The organism is Pseudomonas amygdali (genome assembly GCF_002699855.1).
GTDB lineage: Bacteria > Pseudomonadota > Gammaproteobacteria > Pseudomonadales > Pseudomonadaceae > Aquipseudomonas > Aquipseudomonas amygdali.
The window spans coordinates 1-25,600 of the sequence record NZ_LKBW01000306.1; the positions used below are offsets into that span (position 1 = coordinate 1).

Consider the following 25,600-nt stretch of genomic DNA (forward strand, 5'->3'; position numbering starts at 1 on the left):
CAGGATGCAGGCCGCCAAGGCAGCGTAAGTGGATAATTGTCCAACCTTCGGGGGGCATACCAGAGCGTTGGAACGATGGTCAAACAGCAGCCGCTCTCAGCGCATTGTTTTTTTACCGCGATGGCACTGACGACGCAAAGTGCGACGTTAGTGACGGCTGAGTCCTGGCGCTGATCCGGGGGTAGCCTGGCAGGACGCCAGGCTAGCCGCACCGGACCATGGATGATCCGTTGCGGCGACCCCCGGATCAGTGCCAGGGCGAAGGAACCCGACGAAGTCGGGCCGGAAACAGGAGCGGGGACTTTGCTCACTTTGGTCCCTCAAAGTAAGGCGCCGTAAGGGCGCAAAGGTGACCTGAGCCGAACCTCAATCCACCTGAAATAACAGAACCGCCGTGTGACGCAGAGCGTCACTAAATGCGTTCCTACGCGGAGCGTGAGAAACGAGAGGTGCCTCTGCTAAACTTGTAGTGACCCAAGCGCATTGGCACGTAATCTGGATTGCCCGACGCCCGTTTTCGAACCTGCGGTACTCAGCCATTAATAACGGATGCGTTGCAGGAACGATCATTGAGGCTTAGGTGACTGCCCCCGGACCTGATCGGCCGCCTCACCCAACAACCGCTCGATCTGCGAATGCTCCCAGCCACTGAGCAAACTGACCGGGTCGGTGCGCAGCCAGCTTTCGAACGAGCCCTCCCGGCCTTGCGGACAGCAGCACGCCCGACAGCGCGTCGGGCTGCCATCGGCTATTTCCAGCGTCAGCAGCCAGCCGTCGATATCGACCTTTTGCAGCCCGGAGCCGGAGGTTGTGCCGATAAGCCTCAACGACCGTGTGCCCATCGCAGCGTCCCGCAGTTGCTGATACACCTCACGAGTCGTCAGAGCTTTCACAGGCGTCACCCAATTCCATTTTTTTGAGTAAAGCACGATTTCGAAGCGTGCAGGATGAGATAACTGTCAGCTCAAAAGCCCTTCAGGTCGCCGCGCCAAACAGGCTCTCGATCTCGGGCCGGGTCTGATTGATGGCACCCAGCTGGCGGATCAGCTCGGCCTGCCTGCTGCCACGTATGCCTGCGGTGGTCATGACCGCGTCGCGCACGTAGGTATAGACACCGCTGACGCCAAACGGCGTGATGTAACGCACGTGCTCGCTGATACCTTGAGTGATGGCCTTGAAGTGCTCGCTGGCGTAATAGGTTCGACGGGCCCAGGCCGATTCGAACACCAGTTCCATCATGATGATGTTCAGGCGTGATTCCTCGACCTTGTGATCAACATCAGGCGCAGGCGGTGCCGGCTGGGCGTTGTCGTAGGGCTGCGCGAGGTGCAGGCGCAGTTTGAGTACGGCATCGGCAGCGGCCATTTCACTTGCGAGCTTTTCAATGGCCTTGCGGGCGGCGGGCAGGTCATCGCTGGCGAGATGGAAATGCAGGTGCATTTTGTCCAGCGTGGCTGTTTCGTTGGGGATCGGATCGGGCAGTCGGTCCACCAGTGTGCTGGAGCCATCCGGCACGTCGTAAGCAATGGTTTGCTCAAACATGTTCTGCTCGTCGGAGAACAGCAAAGCGCTGGCGTCCTTGAATTGTTGCTGACTTTCGGCGGATAGAAAGCCGATCTCCACACCGCCATCCAGCACGTAGCCCGGCAGTGGCGTGACGCCTTCGATCAGCGGCCACAAATGACCATCCTTTTCACGCGTCAGGTGATGCTGCACATACCAGCCAAGGCCCTCAAGCCTCGCGCACAGAGGGCCGTGAACATCGCGCCAGTAGGTGGCGAACAGGTCATGGGGAACGCCGTTCCTGCGCAACACCGTGGTATACGAATTGATAACGATGTTTTCATCGCGAGCGCCGTAGTTACCGGAAAATTCTGAGGTATGCATGAGTGCTCTCTGTCCTGAAGATGTTTCTCTCAGGCGCTTCGTCCGCGAGGTAAGTTCAAGGCAAATTACCGGCGGACACATTGGCTCGAAGCAATGCACGGCGAGACGAACAGATGCCCCCGGTAGGCGCCTGCCAGAGTGCGTGCCGACACCACCGACCACATCAGTGCCAGCAGTGCGACGAGCCCGGCACCAAACACGTCGAAAAAACTCAGGTGCAGGGTAGCGCCGAGTTTCAGCGTCGCCAGCGCATACACGCCGAGCGGGAAGGTAAATGCCCACCAGCCCAGATTGAATTCGATACCCTGCTTGAAGTAACGCGCGGTGATCAATACCGCCAGCGCCATCCACCACAGCCCCAGCCCCCAGAACAGCGTACCGACCATCACACCGATGCCAGCCACCACCGTGCCGAGCGACGCCAGGCCGTGGGCGGCAAAGATGGCCGGGGCCTCGTTGCCCATCACCAGCATGCCCAATGCGCCTGTGCCGATAGGGCCGAGTGCCAGCCAGCTCGACGCTGCCATGCTTTCATGAGGCAGTTTGTGCAATGCCAGGCGTAACAGCAGAATCACCAGAATGCTCAATGCCACCGGTACCGAGTAGGCCCACAACACGTAGCTGGTGATCAGCACGGTGAACTGCGAATCAGCGGCTGCGAGGTGCGGGGTCAGCAGTCCGCCGCAGGCTGCTGCAACTTCTGCTGCCACCACTGGCAACAGCCAGACAGCGGTCATCTTCTCGATACTGTGTTCCTGACGGGTAAACATCATGAACGGAATCAGCACGCCACACGCCAGGGCCATTGCTACATCCAGCCACCACAATGCTTCGGCCAGCGGCACGATGGCAGTGCCCCAGCGCGCCGGGCCATACACCAACAGGCCGCTGATGACAGTTGCCAGCCCCATGGGAATGGTGCCGAAGAACATCGACACGGTGGAATGCCCGAACACCTGACGCGCCTCGTCGAAAAACAGCAGCCAGCGACTGGCGTACATAACGCTGAAGAGGGTGAACAGGCCTATGTTCAGGAACCATAACGCTTCACCCAGCGTGCGCCATGCAGCAATGTCCCCCGGCAGTTGCGCCAGCGCCAGTGACAAAATTCCGGTGCCCATAGTCACTGCGAACCAGTTGGGGGTGAATTGTCGAACGGCCTCCAGCGGGCTCGTCAGCGCTGAGAGAGGCGCGTTGCCCTTGTTGATAATGGTGAACCTGCTCATCGCCGTGTCCTGCTGCTGAATGGGAACAGGTTTTCAGTCTACGCAGTCACAGAAAATCTTCTAAACGGGTAATCTATCTTCTTGTTACCTGATTTTCAGGTAGGTTTGCCCGGCGACGGAGTTCAGCCTTGAGACTCAATCTGCGTCAGTTACAGATTTTTTGCGCAATCACCCGCTGTGGCAGTACCACCAGCGCGGGTCATGCATTGTCTTTGTCCCAATCGGCTACCAGTGCGGCATTGAACGAGCTGGAAAGTGCGCTGGGCACCCGGCTGTTCGACCGGGTGGGCAAGCGGCTGGTCCTCAACGATAACGGCCAGACATTGTTGCCCCGTGCCATGAAGATGCTGGAAAACGCCCAGCAGATCGAAGACAGCTTTCTATTGCCGGACGCGACCTTGAATGCTCGCCTGCGAATCAGCAGTAGCAGCACCATTGGCAATTACGTCGTGCCGCAGATAGTCGGCGCACTGCGCAGTTCGACGCCTCTGCTGCGAGTCGATGTGGACATTGGCAACAGCACACTGATTGCTCGCAAGGTCGCGCAGTTTGAAATCGATATGGGCCTCATCGAGGCACCGTGCCATCTGCCAGAGCTGATCGCTGAGCCGTGGCTGGTCGATGAAATGGTCATTGTTGCCGGCAGCGCTCATCCGTTGGCGCGGCAACAGCAGGTTTCGCTGGGGGAGCTGCAGAACGCTGAATGGCTGTTGCGTGAGCAGGGTTCGGGGACCCGGGAAGAGGTCGAGCACTTGTTGCTCAGGCATTTGCACGATCTGCAGGACATGCGCCAGGTAGGCAGTTCTGAAGCGATAATGCGCACCCTCGCTCAAGGCATTGGCATCAGCTGTCTGTCCCGGCGTATCGTTGCCGATCTGCTGGTGAGCGGGCAGTTGCGCACACTTGCCAGCCCGTTGCCGCCGCTCAATCGTCGGTTCTTCATGATCACTCACCGCGACAAGTTCGTCTCACCGAGCCTGGAGCGGTTCAGGGAGGCCTGTCGGCAGTCGGCCGATCAGGCTGGCACATTGCGCCACGGTTTGAGCCACAACGCCAGTCCGACCAGCAGCAAAGCGCCGTAAACGCAGCTCAGGCCCAATTGCAGCCAAGTGTCGTGAAGCGGGTGCAGGAGCAGGGCGGCGAAGATCATCAGCAGGCTGGCCAGCAGCCAGTGACTGCGCCACGGCAACACGCCAAGCAACGCCTGGCGGCGCATCAGCAGCACGCCTGTGACCAGTGCGCCGCCCAGCGCAGCGATGGCGATGCCGGTCAGGCCGAACGCAAAAGGCAGCATTGCCAACAGCAGCGCGTTACACAGGCTGCCGATCAACTCGCAGTTGAGCGGCAGGCGCGTGTCACCGGCGGCGTAGGCGTAGCGCGCCAGCAAGGCGTTCCAGGCACCAAACATCAGCGGCACGGCAAACCAGGCCAACAGCTCAGGCAACGGACCTTCATGGCTCTGATTGGGCAGCAACAGGGTCACCAGCGCACCAGCCGCGCCGATCAGCCCGGCTACTGCCGGCAGGGTCAGTAATGTGGCGCTGCCCAGCCCGCGTCTGAGCAGCGACAAACGTTGCTCGCCCGCGCTGCCGCTCATCAGCCCGAGCAGTACCTGGTTCAGGCTCATCAATGCAATAAGCGGCAGGTTGATCAGCTTACGCGCCAGATTGACCCAGGTGACCGCGCCTTCACCGAGCAACGACGCGACCATTCGCTCAAGCAAGGCAAGGCCCTGGCTGGCCAGGTTGCTGCTCAGCAGTGGACCGATGCGTTGCAGCAGTTCGCGCACGGCACCGGCTTCCGATTGCCACTGCCAGGGGCGCCATCCCGAACGATACAGGGCAGGCAACAACACGCCCGGCATCAGCACGCTGCCCAGTACGCACGCGCTGGCCAGCCCGGTCGATGTTGCGGCGTGGCTGAACGTGGCGAGGTAGATAACGGGTGGCAGGTTGAACAGCAGCGAGCCGAGCCCGGCCAGCACGAAGCGCGAACGCGCCTGCAAAGGTACGCAGAACAGCGCGTGGAGCATGAAGCCGGGTGCGCACCAGGCCAGCCAGCGCAGGCCGCTGGCTGCCTGTGCATAGCCGTCGGCGTCCAGCCCCGGACCGATAAGACGCACCAGAAACCCGGCACCGATCGCCAGCACTGCGCTCAATGCCACCCCGGTAAATAACAAACGCGGTGCCATGCCGCCCAGCCAGCGTTGTTGCCGGTCAGCCGGACGTTGCTGATAAAGGGGCAGGGCGGCAGCGCTGAGCAGCCCCGCGGCCAGTGACATGCGCAGCGCTTCGGGCAAAAACATCGAGACCAGAAAGGCATCGCTCTGACTGCCGGCGCCCCAGGCTGCTACCAACAGCCATTCACGGGCAAAACCGGCTGCCAGGCCGGTGAGGGTGGCCAGTGTCAGCCAAAGTGTCGAGCCCAGCATCGCGCGCCCTGCCGATCAGTGAAACAGGGTGAACAGGCCTTTGCCGCCCACCTTGTAGTTGAGGCCGCGGGCGCGTTCACCCTTGACCTCGGCATTCGGTCCGCTGACGATCGCATAGGGCGCGACAGGTTTGGACACCACGCTGTTGCCGCCCACTACCGCGCCTTCGCCGATGTCTGAACCGAACGAGAGCAACGCGCGGCTGCAGATCCATGCGTAGTCACCGATAAACACTGGTCCGCCGACCGCCCAGAACTCGGGCTCGGCGAGGTCGTGTCCACCCGCGATAATCAGTACGTGTGAAGCAATGGTGACGTGATCGCCAATCACCAGCCCGCCACGGGCGTCAAGCTGGCAATGCCAGCCCACGGTGGTGTCGTTGCCGATGCGCAGGCTGTCGACGCCCAGCACCTCGGTATTGCGCCAGACAGTCGAACCCTTGCCGATCTTCGCTCCACCGATGCGCAACCACAGCAGGCGCAGGGTATGGCTGGGGATCTTGCAGATCAGGATGTTGTAAGCCTGTTCCCAGGTCCGCAATATGCGGTCGCGCAGGGTCGGCCAGTTGATTCCGTACAAAGGAATCAGCGCACCCAGGGTTTCGCTGGACAGCAGCTTGTAGAAGCGCCGCGCCAGCGGGTTTTCGATTCTTGGTTCGATATTCAGGTAGCAGATGAACGACAGGGTGCGATCCTTGATACGTGTTTCAAAACACACTTCGTTGTCCAGCATCCACTGGTAGGCGGCTTCCAGCTCTTCGAGCGGCACCGCCATCTTGCGCGCGTAGTCGGGCAGTGCCTCTCTGAGATTATGAGAATGCATCATGCGGTGTTTCATGAGGAGGCTCCCGGCTCGTGTGAGGCGTCAGGGTGTTGAGGAGTCGTTTCGGCCTTGGCGCGCAGGCGTCTGGTTTCGTGCAGGCTGATGCCGACAAATAGCCAGAACAAGGCAACCAGCACGCTGGTGAAACTGAAGTAGTGGTCAAACAGGCCGCTGAACAAAGCAGACAGCACGCCCGTGGTGCAGCCTAGCGCAATGGCGTTTTCCCGAGTCAGCACTACCCGGTCGCTGCCTGGGCGAACTTCTTTCCACCAACTGATGGTCACGGCGATGAACAGCAACATGCCCGGCAGGCCGATCTTGTAGATGAAGTTCAGCCACAGGTTGGAAATACCGAATTTTGTATAGCCCAGTACCGGCGGGTCGACCTTGAAGCCGATGCCGAACGGGAAGGTGGCGACTGCGTCGGGAAAATGACTGTATTCCAGGAAGCGAATTGCGGTACTTGCGTCGTCGGAGGTGAACAACCCCATCAGTCGGTCCTGCAGCGGCGGGTAGAACGCCAGCAGGAAAATACCGGCGACCAGCCCGCCCATCAACAGCCGTCCCAGATGCGGAATGCGTCGCCTGGCCATCAACAGCATCACGGCGATCAGGCTCAGCAGCGCGCCGCGTGAGCCGGTCAGCAACAGACCGATGGCACCCAGTGCCGCCACCGTCAGGCCCAGCCTGCGCGCCGAGCCGGTGCGCGTCATACCGAAGCAGAATGCCAGTGGCAGCAACATGGCCAGAGCACCGCCTGCCACGTTGGGGTGCATCCACGGTGAGCCCATGCGGCTGGCAAGCGAAAGCAGGCTCTCGCTCAAGATGTCTGCACCGCTGTAGCCCAGGCTGCCGAGGATCGGAATGATGGCAGTTGCCGAGCCTTTGGTCACATACACCGAGATCGACAGCACCAAAAGCAGCAAAGTCCCGCCGAGCAGCGCCATGACCGCCTTTTCCAGGGTCTTGAGGTCAGTCAGCAAGCGCGGTACCAGAAACAGGGTAGACAGGTTGAACAGCCAGCGAACCCAGTTGATCGGGCCGTTGCCGTCGGCGACGACGGTCAACTGGCCGACCAGAAACGGGAACGCACTGAACAGCATCAATGCCACCAGCAATTTTTCGGTGCTCAGCATTTTGGGCACAGTGTTGCGTTCCTGAAAGACTGCATGCAGCAGGTAGCTGGCCCAGGTCAGCATGATCAGCGCTTCGGACACCGTGGTACGAACGCCAATCTGAATTGTAGAGTAGGGCAGGAAGGTCCCGATCAGGCAGAACAGCACGAGCCCACGGACCGGGCGGCGAATGATCGTGGCCGCCGCTGCCAGACCGATTGCTGCCGCCATGACGAACGGTGCAGGCAGCATGCAGATCATCACACCGAATATCAGACTGAACATCAGCCCCAGGGGTAAGGCCAGTGGCATCAGCGCAATTCCTCCAGCGTCGCGTGCACGCGTTCGCAAAAGGCTTTCAACTGGTAGCGTTCTGTCCATTCCCTGGCAACTGCGGGATCCTCTTCGGGCGCATGCGACAACGTGCCCATCAGTCTGATCAGGTTGCCACTGTCGACAGGTGAAAAGCGCGGGCTGTCGGGCGGAGCGATTTCATCCAGCGAAGAGCCGGTGGCCACGGCAACCGGCGTGCCTGTGTTCAGTGCTTCGATCACCGGCAGCCCGAAGCCTTCGCTTCTGGACGGCTGCCAGAGTCGCTCGGCATTTTGGTAGACCGCGTGCAGTTCTGCATCGCTCAGGCCGCTGAGCACGTGCAGGCCCGGTAACTGGCGCTGGGCTTCGGTCAGCGGATCGTCGCCACCGACCAGTACCAGTTCCGGGGTGTCGACAAATTGCATGCGTGCGGTCTGCCAGGCATCCACGAACCACTTGATGTTCTTGCGCGGTTCACGTGTGCCCACGCATAGCCAGTAACGCAGGGGCATTCGCAGTTGGCTGATATCAGCCGGCTCACCCTTGAAACCTTCTACCAGCAACGGCACCACGCGCAGCTTGCCTTTGACCTTGGGAAACAGGCGCGCGACTTCGTTGGCAGTGAATTGCGACGGCACCCAGATCTGGTCGGCCACTTTCAGCGACCAGGCAATCGAAAGGTAGTCGGTCAGCCGGTAAATCCTGGCTTTCAGTCGTGAGCCGTGACTGTTGTGCTGAGTGATCTGAAACAGATCGTGCAGCTGTAATACGTAGCGCATGTCAGCCGGTTTGCGCCCCAGCGGCAGGCCCATGTTGATGTTGGCGAAGTAGATCTGCACCCCGGCATCACGCAGGGCACCCGGCAGGAACATGCCTTCGAAGCGCAAGCGATCCGGCAGGCGATGCACCGAGTCCAGTGGTGCCGCCCAGCGTGGAGTGTGCATCAAACGGCGTACCGGGTGATCGTAGGGTGCCACGCCGAACAGCTGCAATTGCACGTCCGGATGTTCACGAAACGCCTGTTCCAGCGCGAAATTCTGGCGACCGATGCCGCTGATGGGGTAACCGGCTGCCGCGCGGTAGTCGAGTCCTATACGCATGAGCGCGATCCTTGCTTGGGGAGCGAAAAGCGGGTGTAGATCACTTCCAGCTGGGCGGCCGAAACGGACCAGTCGTGCCGGGCACGCACATAAACGCGGCCGGCTTCGCCAATCTGGTCGAGCCGTAACGGTTTATCGGTGTATTCAATGATCAGGGTTGCCAGCCCGGACGCGTCTTCGCTGCCCAGGTAATGTTCGCCATTGGTGACCGACAACCCGGAAACGCCTTGCGCGGTGGTGACTACCGGCAGTCCGGCGGCCATGGCTTCCAGCGTCTTGAGCTTGGAGCCGCCGCCCTGGCGCAGGGGCGCGAAGAACATTGAGGCACTGGCCTGCAAGACGCGCAGGTCAGGTACGAAACCCAGCCATTCGATACGCGGGTCAGGCCAGCGTTCACGCCAGGCTTCAGGCAGCCCGAAGCCGCCGATGGCAAAGCGCACAGCAGGTGCCTGAGCCCAGACCAGCGGCATGATTTCGTCCAGCGCCCATTCGATGGCATCGATATTGGGGCCATATTCGTAGTTGCCGATGAACAGCAGGCGATGGCTGTTTCGGTCCGCATGAACGCTGGCGTAGTAAGCGCAGTCGACACTGTTGACGACATAAGACGTGGCCCTGCCGCTCAAGCGCGACAGCACCTTGGCGTCGTCTTCGGTGACCGCGATCAACTCGCCGGTCTGGCGAAATACCCGGGTTTCCCAACGCCGGTAGCGCCAGCGGTCATACACGGCGAAGGCATTGGCCCAGCGTGGCAGGCGGTCGTAACTGGCGGCGCCAAGGTCTGATTCAACATTATGTTCGGTCAGCACGAATGGTTTGCCTGAACGCTTGAGTACGCGTTCGAATGGCTGAAAGAAATAGGTGTGCTGCAACTGGATGATGTCCCAGTCCTCTTCAAGCAATTGCTCGAAGACTTTTTCCAGTTTCGGGGCGTAGCCGTTGACGCTGGCGAGCATCGGCGCAGGTGCAAACGCCACGGCCAGCAACGTGCGCAGGCTTAACAGCGGGCGTCGATCGATCACGATCAAGCGCTCCAGCCAGGGTTCCAGTGCCGAACGAGCGCTATCGTCCAGCGCGTTCTTGGACTGCACCAGCAGGGTGATGCGATGGCCGCGCGCTGCCAGATTGCGCAGCAAATGGTATTCCCGGGTTTTGCCGCCGCTGGTGGTAGGCCAGGGCAGGTAAGGGAGCGTCCATAGAATTCGCATACTCAGGGCTTCCATTCCAGAATTTGCAGAGTCGGCTTCAGCAGCAGAGTGACACCCTGGCTTGCGGACAATGGAGTGCGGCTGCCGCTCAGCGGGTCATGCACGACCGCGTCGGTGATGTTCGGGAAATTCAGCGAGGTGCCGGTCGCACTCCAGAACATCAGTAGATGAGTGCCGTCGTCACGGGTCCACGGCACTGCGTAAAGATCGTCCGGTACACGGCTCACTGCGGGCGGCTCGGCGGGTTGCAGGCGCGGGCCGGTGATCTTGAGAAAATTCTGCAGTGCGGTGTAGACCGGTTTGGGGCTGGCTTGCAGGTCAAGCAGGCCGTAACCCTGATCGCGGGCCGAGGCGCGCTCATCCAGATCACTGAGATTGAACAGGAAGATGCGCTGGAAATCCATCGCACTCATCAGTGCCAGACGGCGCAGGGTGTAGTCGGCCTGACCTGAAGTGCCAATCAAATGTTGCATCTCCACTGGGCCTGCATAGCTTGACCAGCCCCATTCAGTGGCCCACACCTGCTTGACGCCATTGCTGTGCAGCAACTGGTTCATGGCATTGGCGCGCACCAGAAAATCGCGGTCCGGTAGCGAATCGCCTTCGGGGTACTCGGAATACGGATGGTATGCCGCCACGATGTTCTGCTGGCTCAGGCCATTATCGAGCAGGGCCTGCAGCATGTAGCCAGAGGTACTGTGCATCTGACTGTAATAAGCCATGCCCGCAGTGACGATGCTCTTGTCCGGCAGGGCGGCGCGAATCGCGCTGGCAGTGGTGGTCAGCAGGCGTCCATAGGCGGTCGGGTCCTCCTTGGGCAGCCAGACAATGTTCGGCTCGTTCCAGACCTGCCAGTTGTTCACCTGTGGATAGCGCTGGGCCAGGGCGGTCATGCGTGCGGCAAATACGTTGAAATCCGTGGGCGGATACTGATCGCGGCTTTTCGCACCGGCCGGTGCGCTGCTGGCGAAAGGTGCCGAGCCCACCAGATAAGCCACCGTGTTGTAGCTGTGCGCCTTGATTGCGGCCATGGCGGCATCCAGCTCGGTCAGTGCGTAGTGATCCTTTTGCGGCTCTATCACCGGCCAGTGAATGGTCAGGCGTACCCAGTTGAGGCCCAGTTCGTCCAGGCGGCTCATCTGTTGTTGATAGATATCAGGCGCAAAATACTGAAACTGCACGTTGACGCCCAGAAAGTCCGCCCAGACCACCTCGCGAGGTGCCTTGAGGACCGTTGCTGCCTGGGCCGCGCCAGTCATTGCTGCGCTGAGCAGTGCGCTCGCGACGATTTGCCGGAATCTGGATGGACGCTGCATGTCACTTCTCCTCGCACGCCTGGCGGAATACATCCCGAAAATGCTCTGCGGTGTGGCTCCAGACTCTGGCCTTGCCCATGTGCGAGGCGTTTTCGGCCCATTTTTTGACCAGCTCCGGATCCGCGCAAGCTTGCGTCAGAGCCTTTGCCAGTCCGTCCACATCGCCTTGCGGATAGATCATGCCGTTGCCGTGCGAGACTTCTTCGGCAAACGAGCGTGCATTAGAAGTAATCACGCCCCTGCCACACGCCACCGCCCATGACAGCGCGCCGCTGGTGCCGCGCAGTTTGCCCAGAAGCTTCAGTTTGCTCGATTCGCGATAAGGCAGGACCATCACGTGATGGGCCTGGATTACCTGCGGGATCTGCTCGGCAGGCAGGTCCAGTTGCCAGTCGATCAGATCGACAAGGCCCAGTTGGCGGATACGCAGGCGCAGTTGCTCCAGGTAGCTGCCGGACGGGCCGAAGGCCATTTCCGGCTCGCTGCCGCCTGCCAGGGTCAGGCGTACGGTCGACCTCAACGCAGGCTGCGCGGTGAAAACGCTGGCCAGCGCATCAAGCAGGTCTTCGATTCCCTTGCCGCGATAAATGAAGCCGAAATACAGCAGGCGCAATGGCTTCAGAGGTGGTAGCGGGGCGGGAGCGATGGCGACGTTGCCGTGACTGATCACCGCCATCTGTGCGGTTTTCAGCCCCATGCGCTGACGCAGGCTCTGGCTGCCCGCCTGGGTCAGTGTCACCAGACGGGTCATGTGCTGCGCCAATTGCCGTTCTTCACGCAGGCACAGCGGGTCGGCCAGCACCGTCGCCATTTCCGGCAGCGGTGAGCGCATGCCGCTGGCGATCGATAAGGGCCACGGCAGTTTTTCGCGCCGCCACACCAGCCGCTCGGGATCGTGCACTGTCGCGGTCAGCGGCAGCTTCGGGAAGCATCGACGCAAGGCACGCAGGGCCTGAAACTCTGCCAGCCGTCCGCCACCCAGTTCGGCATGGACCAGATCGATTTCGCTCCAGTCCGTCTCGGCCACGCGCCGTTCTGCGGCACGTGGATCGTTGCCGACACCCAGCAGCGGTGTACTGACCTGCAGGCCGAGGCTTTCGAGCGCATGCCGCAGGTGACCGGCATAATCGGCGATGCCGTTCTGCTCGGGTGGCAGCGGCGCAAGCAGGGCAATGCGCATCAGCCTCGGCTCCCGATCCGCTTGAGGAAGTTAAGTACCTGCTCCGGTACCTCGAAACGACGGCGGTTGATAATGATGCCGTCGACTTTCTTGAATGCGGTATTGAGGTTATTCAAGGTGTCTTCCAGCATCGGCACGGTGGTGTCTTCGGCACGCACCACCAACACGATCAGGTCAGCCTTGCGTAGCAACACAAAAGCATCCTGATTGGCGGAAAGTGCCGAAGCGTTGATCAACACGATTTCGCCAGGACTGGCCGGCCCGCGGCCTTCGGTGCGGACCTGATGACCCTGTTCGATCAGCAAGGTGCTGAGCCGCTCGATCACGAACGACACGCCCGCGCCGGACTTGACCGACGTGAAGCCGATGGTCAGGCCGCGCTCGTCTACCTGATCGAGCGGCAGAATGCCGTATACCCGGTGCAAATTGGAGGTGAAGGCTGCACTGCGTTCCTGAGCGCGTTCCAGGTCGGGCAGGCTGGTCCAGACCGGGACGCCGAAGCTGCTCTCGATCTTGTCGCCGTCGTGGATGCGCTGGTCCAGCAGGTAGAAGAAGTACAGCGCCACGGCACCAACCACAATACTCAGCGGGAATGCCAGAAACAGCATCAGCAGGCTTTTCGGGAACACCCGGCTGGGGTTGAAGGTGGCGTCTTCGATGGTCGCGATATTGCTGATCTGGCTGTTGTCCAGCTCACGGTCAATACGCGATTTTTCCAGGCTGTCCTTGTACAGCGCATAGCTTTTCTCTGCCGCATCCAGTTCGTTCTGCAGGCGCGAAAGCTCCGGCTCCAGATTCAGTGCCTGCTGGCGGTCGCTTTCCAGCTGCGCGATCTGCGCATTTTGCTGAACGAGCTGGGTTTGCAGGCGCGCGTAGCTGGTCTGCTGATCGGCGTACACGTTCTGCATGCGGTTGTAGATGGGGTTGGGAGTGATGCTTTCAGAGCGCTGGACGGTGGCTTCCTGTTCCTTGAGCAGCTTCTTGAGGTTGTTGACCTCCTCATTGATCGCCCGGATTGGCGGCGCCTCTTCCTTGAACGAGCGGAGCATTTCCTGACGCTCCACTTCCTTGCCGTTGATGCGGTTCTGCAAGTCCTGGCGATTGGGGTTCAACGCCAGTTCGCGACCTGCCGAGACTGTCTTGGGCTGCTCTGCCAACTGCTTTTTCAGCAGGTCCAGGCCGGCCTTGGTAGACGCAATGGAACGGGTTGTATTGTTACGCTCGGTACGCAGATCGTTGAGCCGCTGCGAGGTATCTGCCAGGCGCTGGGAAATACTCACTGCGCTCAACTGGTTCAGGTAATTCTGGATTTGCTTCTTGTACTCGATGATGTTCGCGCCAGTCGTTTTCACTTCCGATTCATAGAACGCGTACAGGCTGACCCGGCCCAGTGTCTTGGTACGTTGCAATTGATACTCGGTGATCCAGGTCCTGAGCACGGTCTGGGCGATGTCCGGGTCGTTCCAGGTAAATCTCAGCTCCATCACCGACGAGCCCGGTTCGTGGCTGACCTTGAAGTTTTTCTCCAGATCCTCGGCCAGACGTTCGGCCTGCGAGCGGTGCTCCACCAGACCGATAAATTGCAGAACGTTGCGCACGCCGTTGACGACTGCCCCGACGACTGCCTTGAGGCCGTTCTTCACCGACGCCAGAATGCCGGTTTCGGGCGGCACCATAGACAGCTCGGCGAGGTATTTCTCGGACACTGCACGCATGATCGGCCGTCCGCTGAGCATGCGCTCTTCATCGAGCAGCGGATCACGCAGGCCGCTCGGTATCACGATGGCCTGACGGTCTGACAGCTCGATAGGCACAGTGCTGCTGTCGCGGCCGGGCTTGACTAACAGCAAAGCCGTGGACTCGTAGCGGTTGGGGAGCAGAAACGCGCCCAGAAGGATGATGACGAAGGTCGCCACCACGGTGATCCTGACTTCGCGCTTGAAAATGAACAGCAGGCGCAGCAGGTCGCGGAATGAGCGGATGTTGATCATGTCTGTTTCCCTGACAATTAATTGTTGTTGCGCAGCTCGTAGTTCATGCCCAGTCCGATCGACTTCGCGAAGGGGATCAGCTGGTTGAAATACAGGGATACGCCGTCAACCTTGTTGCCGACCGATGATTTGGGAACGAACACGATATCGCCACGTTTCAGCAGTACCGGCGCTGTAGGGCCACCCGCACCACCCGCCCAGAGAAACTTGCTGTAATCAAAGAAGTAGGTCTTGTAGAGCCCGTTTTCTTCCTGACGCAGCAGCGCGACCTGGCCGGCATCGGCATCAAGCGCTACACCGCCCGCGCCGACAATCGCCTGATCGAGATTGGTGGCGATATTGACCGGCAATGTCACCGAGTTGCGCACGGCACCGCCGACAAATACGGTATTGCCCGGTGACTGGGAAATGTTGATGGTCAGTGCAGTCTCGCGGTAGACATTCTGCAGCTTGCTTTCCAGCAGGTCATTCAACTGCTGGAGTGTCAGGCCCGCAGCCTTGACAGTGCCGATGTAAGGGTAGGAAAAGGTGCCGTCGTTGAGCACCTGAAACAGGGTCAGCTCATAGATGGAGTTGGCGGTAAACGCCGAAATCGACGGTGCCTCGCCGCTGTTGCGCACGATTCGCAGGGTATCGCCAGGGCGGATTCTTTCCGGCGGCAGCGGTTTGCCCGCCAGTGCGCGACCTGCTGCCTGACCGGCTTCAATTTGCGCACGGTCATCCGGTAAGCCCACCCTGGACGGGGTGTTACATGCACTCAACAGCAATAAGCTTGCGATCAGCATCATGCTTTTCATTGGTCCTGAACTCCTGTCGAGCACAAATACGGCTCCCTTGCGGGTAATAAATTCATGTTGGCGGGTACTGCCTGTTCCGGTTGCTATCAATTGAAAACCGAGTGAATCAAGCGGCGTTTGCCGCTCGTGGATCAGCTCTTCACAGTCTTGTCGGGAACACGTCCGTAAATATCGGTGAAACGCACTATATCGTCTTCGCCCAGGTACTCACCGCTCTGCACCTCGATCATCACCAGGTCGATGACGCCCGGATTGACCAGCCGGTGCGTGAACCCCGGTTTGATGAACGTCGACTCGTTGGTATCAAGCATGAATTCACGCTCGCCGTTGGTGACGGTGGCCATGCCGCTGACCACGATCCAGTGCTCGCTGCGGTGATGGTGCATCTGCAATGAGAGTGATGCCTGCGGGCGAACCACAATGCGCTTGATCTTGAAACGCTTGCCTTCTTCGAGCACCGTGTAGGTGCCCCACGGACGCGTGACGGTGCGGTGCAGACGGTAGGCATCATGGCCCTGGCTCTTGAGCTCCTGAGCGATGACCTTGACGTCCTGACTGCGGCGTCCGTCTGCGATCAGCAAGGCGTCGGGGGTGTCGATGATGATCAGGTTGTCGAGGCCGATAGCGCCCACCAGACGTTTGGGTGAGTCGATGTAGCAATTGCTGACGTCATGCAGCACGGCTTCGCCATTGCAGTAATTGCCTTGAGCGTCGACGGGAGACAGCTCACGCACGGCCTGCCAGGAACCGATGTCACTCCAGCCGAGTTGGCAGGGCACTACGGCGACCTTTTCGGATCGCTCCATCAGCGCGTAGTCGATGGAAATATCCGGGGTCAGGGCAAACGATTCGCTGTCCAGCTCGACTTGCAGTTCACGATTGCCTTCCTTGCGCGGGCTCGATGCCAGGCAACTGCTGACCGCATTCAGCACGTCAGGCGCGTGAGTACGCAGCTCTTGAAGCACGGCATCGGCACGCATGCAGAACATCCCGGCATTCCAGAAATGCAGACCACCGTCCACATAGCCCTGGGCGGTGACTGCATCGGGTTTTTCGACAAAACGGGCGACCTGACAGGCATCGGCGTCAAGTGCCGGGCCTTTTTCGATATAGCCAAAACCGGTTTCCGCTGCGGTCGGCACGATGCCGAACGTCACCATCCAACCCTCAGTGGCCAGCTTCTGCGCGGCCGTCACTGCTCTGGAGAATTCCTCGACATTGGTAATCAGGTGATCAGCAGGCAAAACCAGCAACTGCGCGTCATCGCCATACAGCTGGCTGACATGCAGCGCAGCGGCAGCGACCGCCGCTGCGGTATTACGCCCGAAGGGCTCGAGGATGAAATCCAGACGCGCATTGCCTTTGTTCAACTGGCGATAGTCGTCCACCGTGCGGAAGTACACTTCCCGGTTGGTAACCGTCAGCAGGCGGTCAACTCCGGGCAGACCGACCGCCCGCAGGAAGGTCTTCTGCAGCAGGCTCTGGCCGTCGGGAAGGCGCATGAACGGCTTGGGCATGGCTTCTCGCGAGACCGGCCACAGACGGGTGCCGGAGCCACCGGCGATGATGCAGGGAATAAGCGTGCTCATCAGTAAGCCTCGCGAGTGAATAGCACTGCAGGCACAGTGCGCATAAGGATGTACAGGTCGAACCAGACAGACCAGTTTTCGATGTACTCGAGATCGAACTCGACGCGTTTTTCGATTTTTTCCACGGTGTCGGTTTCACCACGATAGCCGTTAATCTGCGCCAGCCCGGTGATCCCCGGTTTGACGCGATGCCGCGACGTGTATTCTTTCACCGCCTGCTCGAACAAAATCCCTGCAGCCTTGGTGGCCGTCGCATGTGGGCGTGGCCCGACCATTGACATGCTGCCTGCCGCTACATTGAACAGCTGTGGCAGTTCATCCAGGCTGGTCTTGCGAATGAAGCGCCCGACCCGTGTGATTCTGGCATCGCCACGGGTGGTCTGGCGCTCGGCCGTTGCATCGGCCTGGTGCTGATGCATGGAGCGGAACTTGAATACTTCGATCAGGCGATTGTTGTAACCGTAGCGCTTCTGGCGGAAAAACACCGGGCCTGGGGAGTCGAGCTTGATCGCCAGCGCAACCAGCAGCATTACCGGTGACAACACCAGCAAAGCGAGCGACGACAGAACGATATCTTCGGCGCGCTTGATGAATGGAGACCAGCCACTGAGCGGCAGATCCGACGCATTGAACATCGGCAGCCGGGCCACTTCGGTAATGCGGTTGTGGGTATGCCGGAAGGCAATCATGTCCGGCACTAGCAACACGTTGACCGGTAGCCTGCGCAGTTCGCGAATGATGTAATCCATGCGGTTTTCCGCCGTCCAGGGCAGGGCGACCAGCACCTGGGTCACTTTCTCTTCGCGAATCAGCCGTTCCAGGTCGCTGGTATTGCCCAGCAGAGGCAGGTTGGCTACGGTCTTGGGCATGCGACCGATCCGGTCGTCGATAAAGCCGGTGACACCCGAACGGATGTCCTGATGCTCAAGCAGGTACTCGGCCAGGCGCAGGCCATTTTCTGTCGCGCCCAGAATCACAGCGTGTTGCAGGAATACACCCTTGCGCATCTGCCGCTTGAACAGCATCAACAGCAGCAGGCGAATGATGCCGAACAGCGCCAGGCTGGTCAGGTACCAGATCAGCGATTCTTCGGGAGAGAGATAGCCGAACAGCCCCATTGCCTGTTGCATGAACAGCAATAGCCCGAAGGCTGCGGTCCAGGCAACTGCCAGCGCGCCCATGCGCAGATCGTTGCTGAACAACGCTTCGGAATAGACGCCCATGGCCTGAAACACCAACACGCCGACAAAGCCGAAAAACAGCAGCATGGTCAGATAACCCTGCTGTGTTTCCGGGCCGTCATGCTTGATAAGCAGCATGATTGCAAGGCCGGGCAGAATGCAGGCAATGCCATGGGCCAGGCGAATACCGAAAAGAAAGTATTCGACCAGACTGGTGCGGGTGAGCGAAAGACTGTCGACCGGCTGCAACCTCATAGAACTCCCTTACTCCCTGTATGCGTCTGGATCCTGCTGATCCCAGGCGATTTGCAATGACGCGTTTGCAGCTTCAAATAGGCATCTGTTCACAGATAGTGTCCAAGCGTAGCCAGTTACGTGTCGAGGTCATGACGAATCCGGACTGTCTTTTGTGAATATCACTTTATATATGTCGTCCTGTTCCGAATTTTATTTAAGACTTTTCAACCATTTGTAGATGAAACTCCCCCCAAGTGAGGGACCTGCTGTCAGTAAAGCTCATGAAACAAATAGCGTCAGTACAAAGGTGTGCCAACTCTGATGCAATCGTTGCTCCAGAGCTTCTGCTTCCGGGTTTTGCCCAGTATTGGCGGGGGTTGATCTGTTCTTGATGACGTGAAAAAAATTTCTGTGACGGGTGGGCCTTTTTGACATGTGCGGGGTCACAGTCATGCGTCGTGCGAAATGTATGCGGGCGCTGATTACAGAAAGAGCGTCGCTCGCAGGCTTCAATTCGTAGGGTTCGTCAGAGGAGGTGTCATGACACAACGCAGGGCAATGCTCATTCTTCACGGTAAACAGGCGCTCAACGAAGACGTACGTGATGCCGTTGCAGACAAGCGCAAGCAGGGCTGGGAGCTGGACGTGAGGCTTACCTGGGAAGCTGGCGATGCCCAGCGCCTGGTTGGCGAAGCGCTGGCCGCCGGGCATCGGCATATCGTGGCGGGCGGTGGTGACGGTACCTTGCGAGATATCGCCGAGGCCCTGGCGCTGGCCGAAACACAAGCCAGCCTGACTATTTTGCCGCTGGGCACTGCCAACGATTTTGCCCGCGCAGCCGGGGTGCCTCTTGAGGTCTCCAAGGCTCTGCAACTGATGGACGTAGCACCGCGTGCCGTCGATCTGGGTGAAGTCGGCGGCAAACTGTTCCTCAACATGGCTACCGGCGGCTTTGGCAGTCAGGTAACGGCCAACACATCCGAAGACCTGAAAAAGGTATTGGGCGGCGCGGCCTATCTGTTTACCGGCCTGACAAGGTTCAGCGAATTGCATGCTGCCCACGGCGAACTCACCGGGCCGGATTTCCACTGGCGTGGAGACCTGCTGGCGCTGGGTATCGGCAATGGCCGGCAGGCAGGCGGTGGACACGAGCTGTGCCCGACCGCACTGGCCGATGACGGTCTGCTCGACATCAGTATCCTGCCCGCGCCTCAGGAAGTGGTCGGCACGCTGAGGAGTCTGCTGGAAGGCGGGCTGGGCATCGACAACATGTTCATTCGCGCGCGTTTGCCTTGGGTAGAACTCAAGTCGGCTCAGGGGCTGGACATCAACCTCGATGGTGAGCCGTTGTCTGGCGAGGACTTGCGCTTCGAAGCTCGGCCGGGCGCGCTTCAGGTGCATTTGCCGGCGGATTCTCCGGTGCTGAGCCGTGCACCGATGCTCAATCGTCCAGACTGATAATCCGCTCGCGAACGCAAAACAGTACCAGCCCGGCGACGTCGAATATCTGTAGCCGCTTCATGACCTGGGAGCGGTGGGTCTCGATGGTCTTGATGCTCAGTCCCAGGCCGACGGCAATCTCACGTGTGGACTTGCCGCGCACGATCAGACGCAGGATTTCCAGCTGGCGAGCGGTCAGGTGATACCGCTCCTTGGCCGCCTGGGCCCTGTCCGAGCGTGTTCCGCGCAGGGCGCGCTCGATAACGGTATGAGCGATGGCCGGGCTCAGGTAGCGTTCGTTGTTGCGCAGCGCTTCCAGTGCCTGTTCCAGTTCGGTCGCGGTGGTGTCCTTGAGCAGATAGCCGCGAGCCCCGATGTCGAGCGCACGCATGATCATGTCCGGATCGGTGTGCATCGACAGGATCAAGACCTTGCAATGTGGCTGTACTTTAAATAGTTGTTCAAGCGCCTCAAGGCCGTCGACGCTCTTCATCCAGATATCGAGCAGGATGATGTCGGGTTTGAGTCGCTGCGCCAGGCTCGACAACTGCGCGCCGTCCGCCGTTTCACCGATAATGGCGTAGCCCGGCATTTCTGCAACCAGCGCTCGCACGCCGACTCTGATCAGGGAGTGGTCGTCGACCAGTAACAGATTGCAGGTCATTGTGGCTTCTTGTGTAAATGGGACCGCCGAGGCGTGCTTTCAGTCCCTTGTCAACCTTTAAGACGATTTGAAAGCAGTGAAGACAATAGGACGGAAAACCCTGACGTGACAACATCACTTCAATGACATTGCGTGTGTGATGCTCGACAGTCGAGCGTTATCGTTGGGTTGCATCCTTCACCGCTGCCGATTGCGAGGAAGCGCTGGCCAGCTTTTCCAACAGCTCCAGCTGTTCGTTGTTGTCCATCGTCAACTCACCCGTTTGCGGATCGAGAAGCTCGACCTGCCAGGACATCAGCATCAGGCAGTTTTTGACGGTCAGCAGGGTTTCCTGTGAGAGTTCATTGGCCTGGTCGCCGCTTTTCAATAATTGACACAGCTGACGTGAAAACTCGGCAATACAAGGCACAGGCGCGGCTTCCGCCTCCTGGGCCAGCGTGCGCAGGGTGGTCAGAAGGCAGCCGGTGGCGTCCTCGTCGTTGGGGATCAACTCCAGGTGCGAAAGACATTCTTCCGACTTGTACAGAAGTGCCTGAGAGGTGCTCAGGAACTGGTCGTGCTTATGCTGCCAATCGTTGTTGCTCAGCATCCTTTGTCTCCACTGATCATGGATAGCGAACTTCCGCCCGCGGCGAATGGCTGACAGTTAATGTCGATTTCAAACAAAAGTATGTAGGGCATTTCTGAATGTTGCCAGCGCCGCTTGATTACAAGGTTTGAAAAGCGGACACGAACCTGACGCCATTCTTGTATTGAGAATGGCGTCACAATAATGGCAATTAGATGTCGATCATATCAGGTTATCCCCGATTGACTTTTTGTGCTTCTTTGATTTTTACCTTGAGCGACTGGGTATGTTCAGGCTTTTCCAGGACGCGCTCATCGTCGTATTTGTCTGGCAGGAAAGCGACACCAGTAAATCATGATGGTAAAGTGATATCAATACTGAGAATGGCCTTTCATCGCCATTAAGGTCCGGCTGGTTTCAGCCGATACAGGCTCAACAGACTCATCGTGACCATTGCTTCAGGAGCTAATAATGGCAGGCATTCTCGACACAGTAGATCAGCGCACACAACTGGTGGGCGAGAATCGCCTGGAAATCCTCATGTTTCGCCTTGCCGGTCGGCAATTGTTTGCGATCAACGTGTTCAAGGTCCAGGAAGTATTGCAGCTACCCAAGCTGACCCTCATGCCGCAACGCCACTCGTTCGTCTGTGGCGTAGTCAACCTGCGTGGCCAGACCCTGCCGGTGATCGACCTTTCCCAGGCCATTGGTATGCGGCCGCTGGTGCCGGGGCCTGGCAGCACGATCATCGTCACCGAGTACAATCGCTCGGTTCAGGCCTTCCTGGTCGGTGGTGTGGATCGCATCGTCAACATGAACTGGGACGCGATCATGCCGCCGCCGGCCAGCGCCGGTCGTCAGCATTACCTGACGGCGATCAGCAAGGTCGATGACCAACTGGTAGAAATCATCGACGTCGAAAAAGTACTTGCCGAGATCGTGCCGTACAACGCCAAGGTGTCCCGCGAGAAGCTCGAAGACCCGGTACTGGAAAATGCCCGTGGTCGTGAGGTGTTGCTGGTCGATGACTCCAAGGTGGCACTGGCGCAGTTGCGCGACACGCTGTCTCAATTGGGCCTCAAGCTGCACGTGGCCAGTGATGGTCTCAAGGCGTTGAACATGCTCAAGGGTTGGGCGGACGCGGGCGAGAACGTCCATGAAAAGCTGCTGATGGTATTCACCGATGCCGAAATGCCGGAAATGGACGGTTATCGCCTGACCACCGAGATTCGCAACGATCCGCGTTTGCGCAGTCTGTACATCGTTCTGCACACCTCGTTGTCCGGCAGCTTCAACGAATCGATGGTCAAGAAGGTCGGTTGCGACAACTTCCTCTCCAAATTCCAGCCCGACAAGCTGGTCGAAGTAGTGCGCGAACGTCTTTTGATGATTGGCTGATACCTCGCGCGATTGTTGATCGCGGATGCCTGCCGCTCCGGCTTCGGATAAGCTTCGATGTCTTCGTCAAAGCTTATCCCGCCATCAAAGGAACCGGCTCTCATGTTGCGTCTCAGCTCTCTCTATCGTTTCCCTCTCAAATCCTGCAAGGCGGAGACGCTGCAACGCGCGTCGTTCGACCAGTTGGGGTTGGCGGGGGACCGACGCTGGATGCTGGTCGACGAAAGCAACGGTCGGTTCTTCACTCAGCGCGCCCTGTCGCACATGTCCCAACTGACGGTGTTGTGGAATGCCTGCGGCGGTGTAACCCTTTCGGCACCCGGTTTCGAGCCTCTGGACGTCGCGGTTCCGCTGGATATCGAGTCAAACCTGCGCGGTGTGACAGTCTGGCGTGATTCGTTGCAGGTGCCGGACGCTGGCGATGTGGCAGCCGAATGGGTCAGCCGGTTTATTGGCAAGCCCACCCGCATGGTTTATCTGTCGGCAGAGCGTGCGCGCTGGCTGCCCGGGGGCTATCAGACGATTAACGATCGGGTGAGTTTTGCCGATGGCTTCCCGTTGCTGCTGATTGGTCAGGGCTCGCTCGATGACCTGTCGACCCGCCTGGGCAGGCCATTGGAAATGCTGCGCTTCAGACCCAATCTGGTGGTTGAAGGGGCCGAGGCCTTTGCCGAGGATGGCTGGAAGCGCATCCGTATCGGCGACATCGAATTCCAGCTGCTCAAGCCTTGCGCGCGCTGCATTCTCACCACTATCGACCCCGCTACCGGCGAGCGCAGCCCGGATCGCGAACCCTTCGCCACGCTCAAGACCTATCGGGAAGTGGAGGGTAACGTGCTGTTTGGCCAGAACGTGGTCAACGAGGGGCTGGGCGAGCTTGAAGTGGGTATGCCGGTCGAAGTGCTGGAATAGGCGTTGCGTGGCGGCAGGAGTGCTCTGAGAAGCACTCCTGCCGACCGGTCACTGATCGTCGAAAAACCGCTCGTGCCAGTCAACCAGCGGCTGAGGCGAGTTGAGTTTCTGGCCGTAGATCACCGAATAGGACAACACGTTCTGTACGTACTGGCGGGTTTCATCGAACGGTATGCTCTCTACCCAGACATCGAAGGCCAGGTGATTGGCACCTTTCAGCCATTGGCGTACGCGGCCTGGCCCGGCGTTGTAGGCGGCTGAAGCAAGCACGCGGTTGCCGTTGAACTGGGCATGCACCGAACTCAGATAGGCAGCGCCCAGCTGAATGTTGGTGTCCGGGTCCAGTACCTGCTGCGGCGAGGCCAGCGGGATGCTGAGCTTGCGGGCAGTTTCCTTGGCGGTGGCAGGCATCAACTGCATCAGCCCGCTGGCACCGACGCCCGAGCGAGCGTCATCCATGAAGGCGCTCTCCTGGCGCGTAATGGCGAATACCCAGCTTGAGTGCAGCCCACGCACCTTGGCTTCGCGTACCAGTGTGTCGCGATGGGCCATCGGGAAGCGGATGTCCAGATCATCCCAGTATTGCGCCTGGCTGATCGTGCGAATGGCCGGGAAATACCATTTCAGGTCGTAGGCCAGTTTGGCCTGGGCAACCATTTCGTCACGGTTGAACTGGCGGCTGACGTGATACCACTCGCGTCGTCCATCGACGATTTCGCCGCGATCATGAAACTCCAGCGCACGACGCACTCCAGGGGTATTGCGTACCTTGTTGATCAGCGCCTGGCTGAGCACCAGGGGCTTGTTGTTGAGCTGATAGGGGCTTTGTGTGCGATCGGCCGCCAGAAAACCGTAGAAGTCGCGTTCTTTGGCCACGTCCTTGTACAGAGCGGCAATCAGCGGGCTGTTGGGCTGCGCCAGTTCCAGAGAGCGGGCTTCCCAGTAACGCCAGCGATTGGTTGCAGCAAGGTCCTTGGGCAGTCGACGTGCCAGTTCGTAGGCATCTTCCCAGCGACCCAGCCGCAGCAGCAGACGCATACGCCACTCGGTAACCGTATTGTCGCGCAGCTCCGGGTCGTACCGGGTCATGACCTCCAGGGCGCGGTCGTCGTAGCGACGTGCCAGGGTCAGGCCGATTTCCTTGGCAATTTCCACCTGCTCTTCACGGGAGAAGTGCATGGTTGCCGCGTAGCCATCGAGCATCGACAGGGCTTTCTGCGGATCCTCCTTGGCCAGTCTGCGCAGGCCAAGGCCGACCACATCGGACATGGCTTCATCCACCGGCACAAACTGCGCGGGGTTGTTGACCATTTCCGGCTTCTGGGCGACGGCCAGCAGCAGGCGTCCTTGCGGGGCCAGCGAGTTGAGACTGTTGACCAGTGTGTTGGCCAGGCTGTAATTGCGTGCCTGAGCGGCCAGTTTGGCCCGTTGCCAGCGTTTCTGCTCTGTCAACTGGCCTGCGGCTGCCCATTGCGCGAAAAAGCCGTCACAGGCGGCTGGCAGTGTCTTGCCGGTCATCCACAGTTTTTCTGCGCTGGCATAGCCTTCGGCACGCTTGTTGTTGCTCAACTGGTATTGGCCGTACAGGCAATCCAGTTCGACGAAATTCATTTTCGGGTCGTAGTACTTGACGAACGGTTGCCAGTCACCGCGTTCCGCCAGCCAGCGCAACCAGCGCAACTTCATCCAGTTGGCCTGTGGCAGGTCTCCATGCTCGGCAAGAAACTTCTCGATTTCCGCGTTGCTGGCAGTCTTCAGGCGCGCCGTCAGCTCGTCGTATTCGAGGTAGGGCTCCAGCGGATAATCGGCCAGCGCCGTGCTGTACATCTGATACGGGCCTGAATCGCCCTTGGCCAGCGCACGCTTGGCTTCGTCGTAATACTTGCGTTGTTGGTTGAGGTCTACCGCATGAGCAGTCTGGATGGCGGTGGTGGAGAGGAGCAGGCACGATAAAAAGCTGAACAAACGACTGCGCATGAGACTTCCGAGCAGATGAGTCGTGAAAAGTATTGCTAGCTTAGCCTTTTGCCAGCTCATGGTGAAAGCATTGCCGACGAGCTTGTCTCATATGGAAATAATTGTCGGTTATGAAGGGTATGTGGAAGTTGTCACGGGGAGACTGTCAGAAATTTTGTGTTCGGGCATAACATGTAGCTAGAGGTGCATGTATGCCGACCAAAAAGAAGTCCGCCAATGCAACAGCGAGGGAGTTGCCCTCGATTCCCC

21 protein-coding genes are annotated in these 25,600 nt (G+C 59.3%); 4 read left to right on the top strand and 17 right to left on the bottom strand.

Annotated features, from left to right (window positions below):
- Positions 1 to 566: 566 nt before the first annotated feature.
- The 3 genes from AO277_RS24455 to AO277_RS24465 all read right to left on the bottom strand — a co-directional run bounded on the left by AO277_RS24455 (position 567) and on the right by AO277_RS24465 (position 3,113).
- Positions 567 to 893 carry a DUF7693 family protein gene (locus AO277_RS24455; protein ID WP_044319035.1) on the bottom strand — a complete coding sequence of 109 codons (327 nt, stop codon included), beginning with the start codon at positions 891 to 893 and terminating at the stop codon, positions 567 to 569.
- An 82-nt stretch (positions 894 to 975) separates the two neighbouring features.
- Positions 976 to 1,887: a hypothetical protein gene (locus tag AO277_RS24460; protein WP_044319034.1), complete on the bottom strand. Its 912-nt coding sequence runs from the start codon at positions 1,885 to 1,887 to the stop codon at positions 976 to 978.
- 65 nt (positions 1,888 to 1,952) lie between these two features.
- On the bottom strand, positions 1,953 to 3,113 hold the full coding sequence (locus AO277_RS24465; protein ID WP_044319033.1) for a TDT family transporter: 1,161 nt from the start codon (positions 3,111 to 3,113) through the stop codon (positions 1,953 to 1,955).
- A 128-nt stretch (positions 3,114 to 3,241) separates the two neighbouring features.
- On the opposite strand from AO277_RS24465, the gene AO277_RS24470 reads away from it, so the two are divergent.
- Positions 3,242 to 4,195 (top strand): LysR family transcriptional regulator, encoded by a 954-nt coding sequence (locus AO277_RS24470; protein ID WP_044319032.1) that lies wholly within the window; start codon positions 3,242 to 3,244, stop codon positions 4,193 to 4,195.
- Here the strand turns inward: AO277_RS24470 and AO277_RS24475 are convergent.
- The 11 genes from AO277_RS24475 to AO277_RS24525 all read right to left on the bottom strand — a co-directional run bounded on the left by AO277_RS24475 (position 4,129) and on the right by AO277_RS24525 (position 18,410).
- Complete coding sequence (locus AO277_RS24475) at positions 4,129 to 5,544, bottom strand: lipid II flippase MurJ (protein ID WP_044319031.1); 1,416 nt, start codon at positions 5,542 to 5,544, stop codon at positions 4,129 to 4,131. The genes AO277_RS24470 and AO277_RS24475 overlap by 67 nt on opposite strands.
- Before the next feature lie 15 nt (positions 5,545 to 5,559).
- Positions 5,560 to 6,381, bottom strand: a complete 822-nt coding sequence (locus AO277_RS24480) for an acyltransferase (RefSeq protein ID WP_044319030.1) — start codon at positions 6,379 to 6,381, stop codon at positions 5,560 to 5,562.
- A complete protein-coding gene (locus tag AO277_RS24485) occupies positions 6,378 to 7,793 on the bottom strand; it encodes an O-antigen ligase family protein (RefSeq protein ID WP_044319029.1) in 1,416 nt (471 codons plus the stop codon). The genes AO277_RS24480 and AO277_RS24485 overlap by 4 nt, the downstream gene beginning before the upstream one ends.
- Positions 7,793 to 8,893 (bottom strand): glycosyltransferase family 4 protein, encoded by a 1,101-nt coding sequence (locus AO277_RS24490; RefSeq protein WP_002554126.1) that lies wholly within the window; start codon positions 8,891 to 8,893, stop codon positions 7,793 to 7,795. Before AO277_RS24490 ends, AO277_RS24485 begins: the two co-directional genes overlap by 1 nt.
- Positions 8,884 to 10,101, bottom strand: a complete 1,218-nt coding sequence (locus AO277_RS24495) for a glycosyltransferase family 4 protein (protein ID WP_002554125.1) — start codon at positions 10,099 to 10,101, stop codon at positions 8,884 to 8,886. Before AO277_RS24495 ends, AO277_RS24490 begins: the two co-directional genes overlap by 10 nt.
- 2 nt (positions 10,102 to 10,103) lie before the next feature.
- Positions 10,104 to 11,417: a cellulase family glycosylhydrolase gene (locus AO277_RS24500; protein ID WP_044319028.1), complete on the bottom strand. Its 1,314-nt coding sequence runs from the start codon at positions 11,415 to 11,417 to the stop codon at positions 10,104 to 10,106.
- A 1-nt stretch (position 11,418) separates the two neighbouring features.
- On the bottom strand, positions 11,419 to 12,597 hold the full coding sequence (locus AO277_RS24505; protein ID WP_044319027.1) for a glycosyltransferase: 1,179 nt from the start codon (positions 12,595 to 12,597) through the stop codon (positions 11,419 to 11,421).
- A complete protein-coding gene (locus tag AO277_RS24510; RefSeq protein WP_044319026.1) occupies positions 12,597 to 14,588 on the bottom strand; it encodes a GumC family protein in 1,992 nt (663 codons plus the stop codon). The genes AO277_RS24505 and AO277_RS24510 overlap by 1 nt, the downstream gene beginning before the upstream one ends.
- 17 nt (positions 14,589 to 14,605) lie before the next feature.
- Positions 14,606 to 15,385, bottom strand: a complete 780-nt coding sequence (locus tag AO277_RS24515; RefSeq protein WP_044319025.1) for a polysaccharide biosynthesis/export family protein — start codon at positions 15,383 to 15,385, stop codon at positions 14,606 to 14,608.
- A 131-nt stretch (positions 15,386 to 15,516) separates the two neighbouring features.
- Positions 15,517 to 16,974, bottom strand: a complete 1,458-nt coding sequence (locus AO277_RS24520) for a mannose-1-phosphate guanylyltransferase/mannose-6-phosphate isomerase (RefSeq protein WP_002554120.1) — start codon at positions 16,972 to 16,974, stop codon at positions 15,517 to 15,519.
- Positions 16,974 to 18,410 (bottom strand): undecaprenyl-phosphate glucose phosphotransferase, encoded by a 1,437-nt coding sequence (locus AO277_RS24525; protein ID WP_005732642.1) that lies wholly within the window; start codon positions 18,408 to 18,410, stop codon positions 16,974 to 16,976. Before AO277_RS24525 ends, AO277_RS24520 begins: the two co-directional genes overlap by 1 nt.
- A gap of 522 nt (positions 18,411 to 18,932) precedes the next feature.
- On the opposite strand from AO277_RS24525, the gene yegS reads away from it, so the two are divergent.
- Positions 18,933 to 19,850, top strand: coding sequence for a lipid kinase YegS (gene yegS, locus AO277_RS24535; RefSeq protein ID WP_002554118.1), 918 nt, complete (start codon positions 18,933 to 18,935; stop codon positions 19,848 to 19,850).
- Here the strand turns inward: yegS and AO277_RS24540 are convergent.
- Positions 19,834 to 20,496 (bottom strand): response regulator, encoded by a 663-nt coding sequence (locus AO277_RS24540; RefSeq protein WP_044319024.1) that lies wholly within the window; start codon positions 20,494 to 20,496, stop codon positions 19,834 to 19,836. The genes yegS and AO277_RS24540 overlap by 17 nt on opposite strands.
- 157 nt (positions 20,497 to 20,653) lie before the next feature.
- Positions 20,654 to 21,085 carry a hypothetical protein gene (locus AO277_RS24545; RefSeq protein WP_002554116.1) on the bottom strand — a complete coding sequence of 144 codons (432 nt, stop codon included), beginning with the start codon at positions 21,083 to 21,085 and terminating at the stop codon, positions 20,654 to 20,656.
- Positions 21,086 to 21,535: 450 nt separating this feature from the next.
- Here AO277_RS24545 and AO277_RS24550 point away from each other — a divergent pair, with 450 nt between their 5' ends.
- Positions 21,536 to 22,462, top strand: coding sequence for a chemotaxis protein CheV (locus AO277_RS24550; RefSeq protein ID WP_002554114.1), 927 nt, complete (start codon positions 21,536 to 21,538; stop codon positions 22,460 to 22,462).
- Between the two features lie 102 nt (positions 22,463 to 22,564).
- On the top strand, positions 22,565 to 23,374 hold the full coding sequence (locus AO277_RS24555) for an MOSC domain-containing protein (protein WP_044319023.1): 810 nt from the start codon (positions 22,565 to 22,567) through the stop codon (positions 23,372 to 23,374).
- 48 nt (positions 23,375 to 23,422) lie between these two features.
- Here the strand turns inward: AO277_RS24555 and AO277_RS24560 are convergent, their stop codons facing one another.
- Positions 23,423 to 25,351 (bottom strand): transglycosylase SLT domain-containing protein, encoded by a 1,929-nt coding sequence (locus tag AO277_RS24560; RefSeq protein ID WP_044319022.1) that lies wholly within the window; start codon positions 25,349 to 25,351, stop codon positions 23,423 to 23,425.
- Positions 25,352 to 25,600: the final 249 nt, after the last annotated feature.

Coding starts and splice junctions, on each gene's coding strand:
- AO277_RS24495 (WP_002554125.1), bottom strand. CDS start 10,101: ATGCGAATTCTATGGACGCTCCCTTACCTGCCCTGGCCTACCACCAGC.
- AO277_RS24465 (WP_044319033.1), bottom strand. CDS start 3,113: ATGAGCAGGTTCACCATTATCAACAAGGGCAACGCGCCTCTCTCAGCG.
- AO277_RS24555 (WP_044319023.1), top strand. CDS start 22,565: ATGTTGCGTCTCAGCTCTCTCTATCGTTTCCCTCTCAAATCCTGCAAG.
- yegS (WP_002554118.1), top strand. CDS start 18,933: ATGACACAACGCAGGGCAATGCTCATTCTTCACGGTAAACAGGCGCTC.
- AO277_RS24485 (WP_044319029.1), bottom strand. CDS start 7,793: ATGCCACTGGCCTTACCCCTGGGGCTGATGTTCAGTCTGATATTCGGT.
- AO277_RS24510 (WP_044319026.1), bottom strand. CDS start 14,588: ATGATCAACATCCGCTCATTCCGCGACCTGCTGCGCCTGCTGTTCATT.
- AO277_RS24520 (WP_002554120.1), bottom strand. CDS start 16,974: ATGAGCACGCTTATTCCCTGCATCATCGCCGGTGGCTCCGGCACCCGT.
- AO277_RS24500 (WP_044319028.1), bottom strand. CDS start 11,417: ATGCAGCGTCCATCCAGATTCCGGCAAATCGTCGCGAGCGCACTGCTC.
- AO277_RS24480 (WP_044319030.1), bottom strand. CDS start 6,381: ATGAAACACCGCATGATGCATTCTCATAATCTCAGAGAGGCACTGCCC.
- AO277_RS24525 (WP_005732642.1), bottom strand. CDS start 18,410: ATGAGGTTGCAGCCGGTCGACAGTCTTTCGCTCACCCGCACCAGTCTG.
- AO277_RS24545 (WP_002554116.1), bottom strand. CDS start 21,085: ATGCTGAGCAACAACGATTGGCAGCATAAGCACGACCAGTTCCTGAGC.
- AO277_RS24505 (WP_044319027.1), bottom strand. CDS start 12,597: ATGCGCATTGCCCTGCTTGCGCCGCTGCCACCCGAGCAGAACGGCATC.
- AO277_RS24550 (WP_002554114.1), top strand. CDS start 21,536: ATGGCAGGCATTCTCGACACAGTAGATCAGCGCACACAACTGGTGGGC.
- AO277_RS24475 (WP_044319031.1), bottom strand. CDS start 5,544: ATGCTGGGCTCGACACTTTGGCTGACACTGGCCACCCTCACCGGCCTG.
- AO277_RS24460 (WP_044319034.1), bottom strand. CDS start 1,887: ATGCATACCTCAGAATTTTCCGGTAACTACGGCGCTCGCGATGAAAAC.
- AO277_RS24540 (WP_044319024.1), bottom strand. CDS start 20,496: ATGACCTGCAATCTGTTACTGGTCGACGACCACTCCCTGATCAGAGTC.
- AO277_RS24560 (WP_044319022.1), bottom strand. CDS start 25,351: ATGCGCAGTCGTTTGTTCAGCTTTTTATCGTGCCTGCTCCTCTCCACC.
- AO277_RS24515 (WP_044319025.1), bottom strand. CDS start 15,385: ATGAAAAGCATGATGCTGATCGCAAGCTTATTGCTGTTGAGTGCATGT.
- AO277_RS24490 (WP_002554126.1), bottom strand. CDS start 8,893: ATGCGTATAGGACTCGACTACCGCGCGGCAGCCGGTTACCCCATCAGC.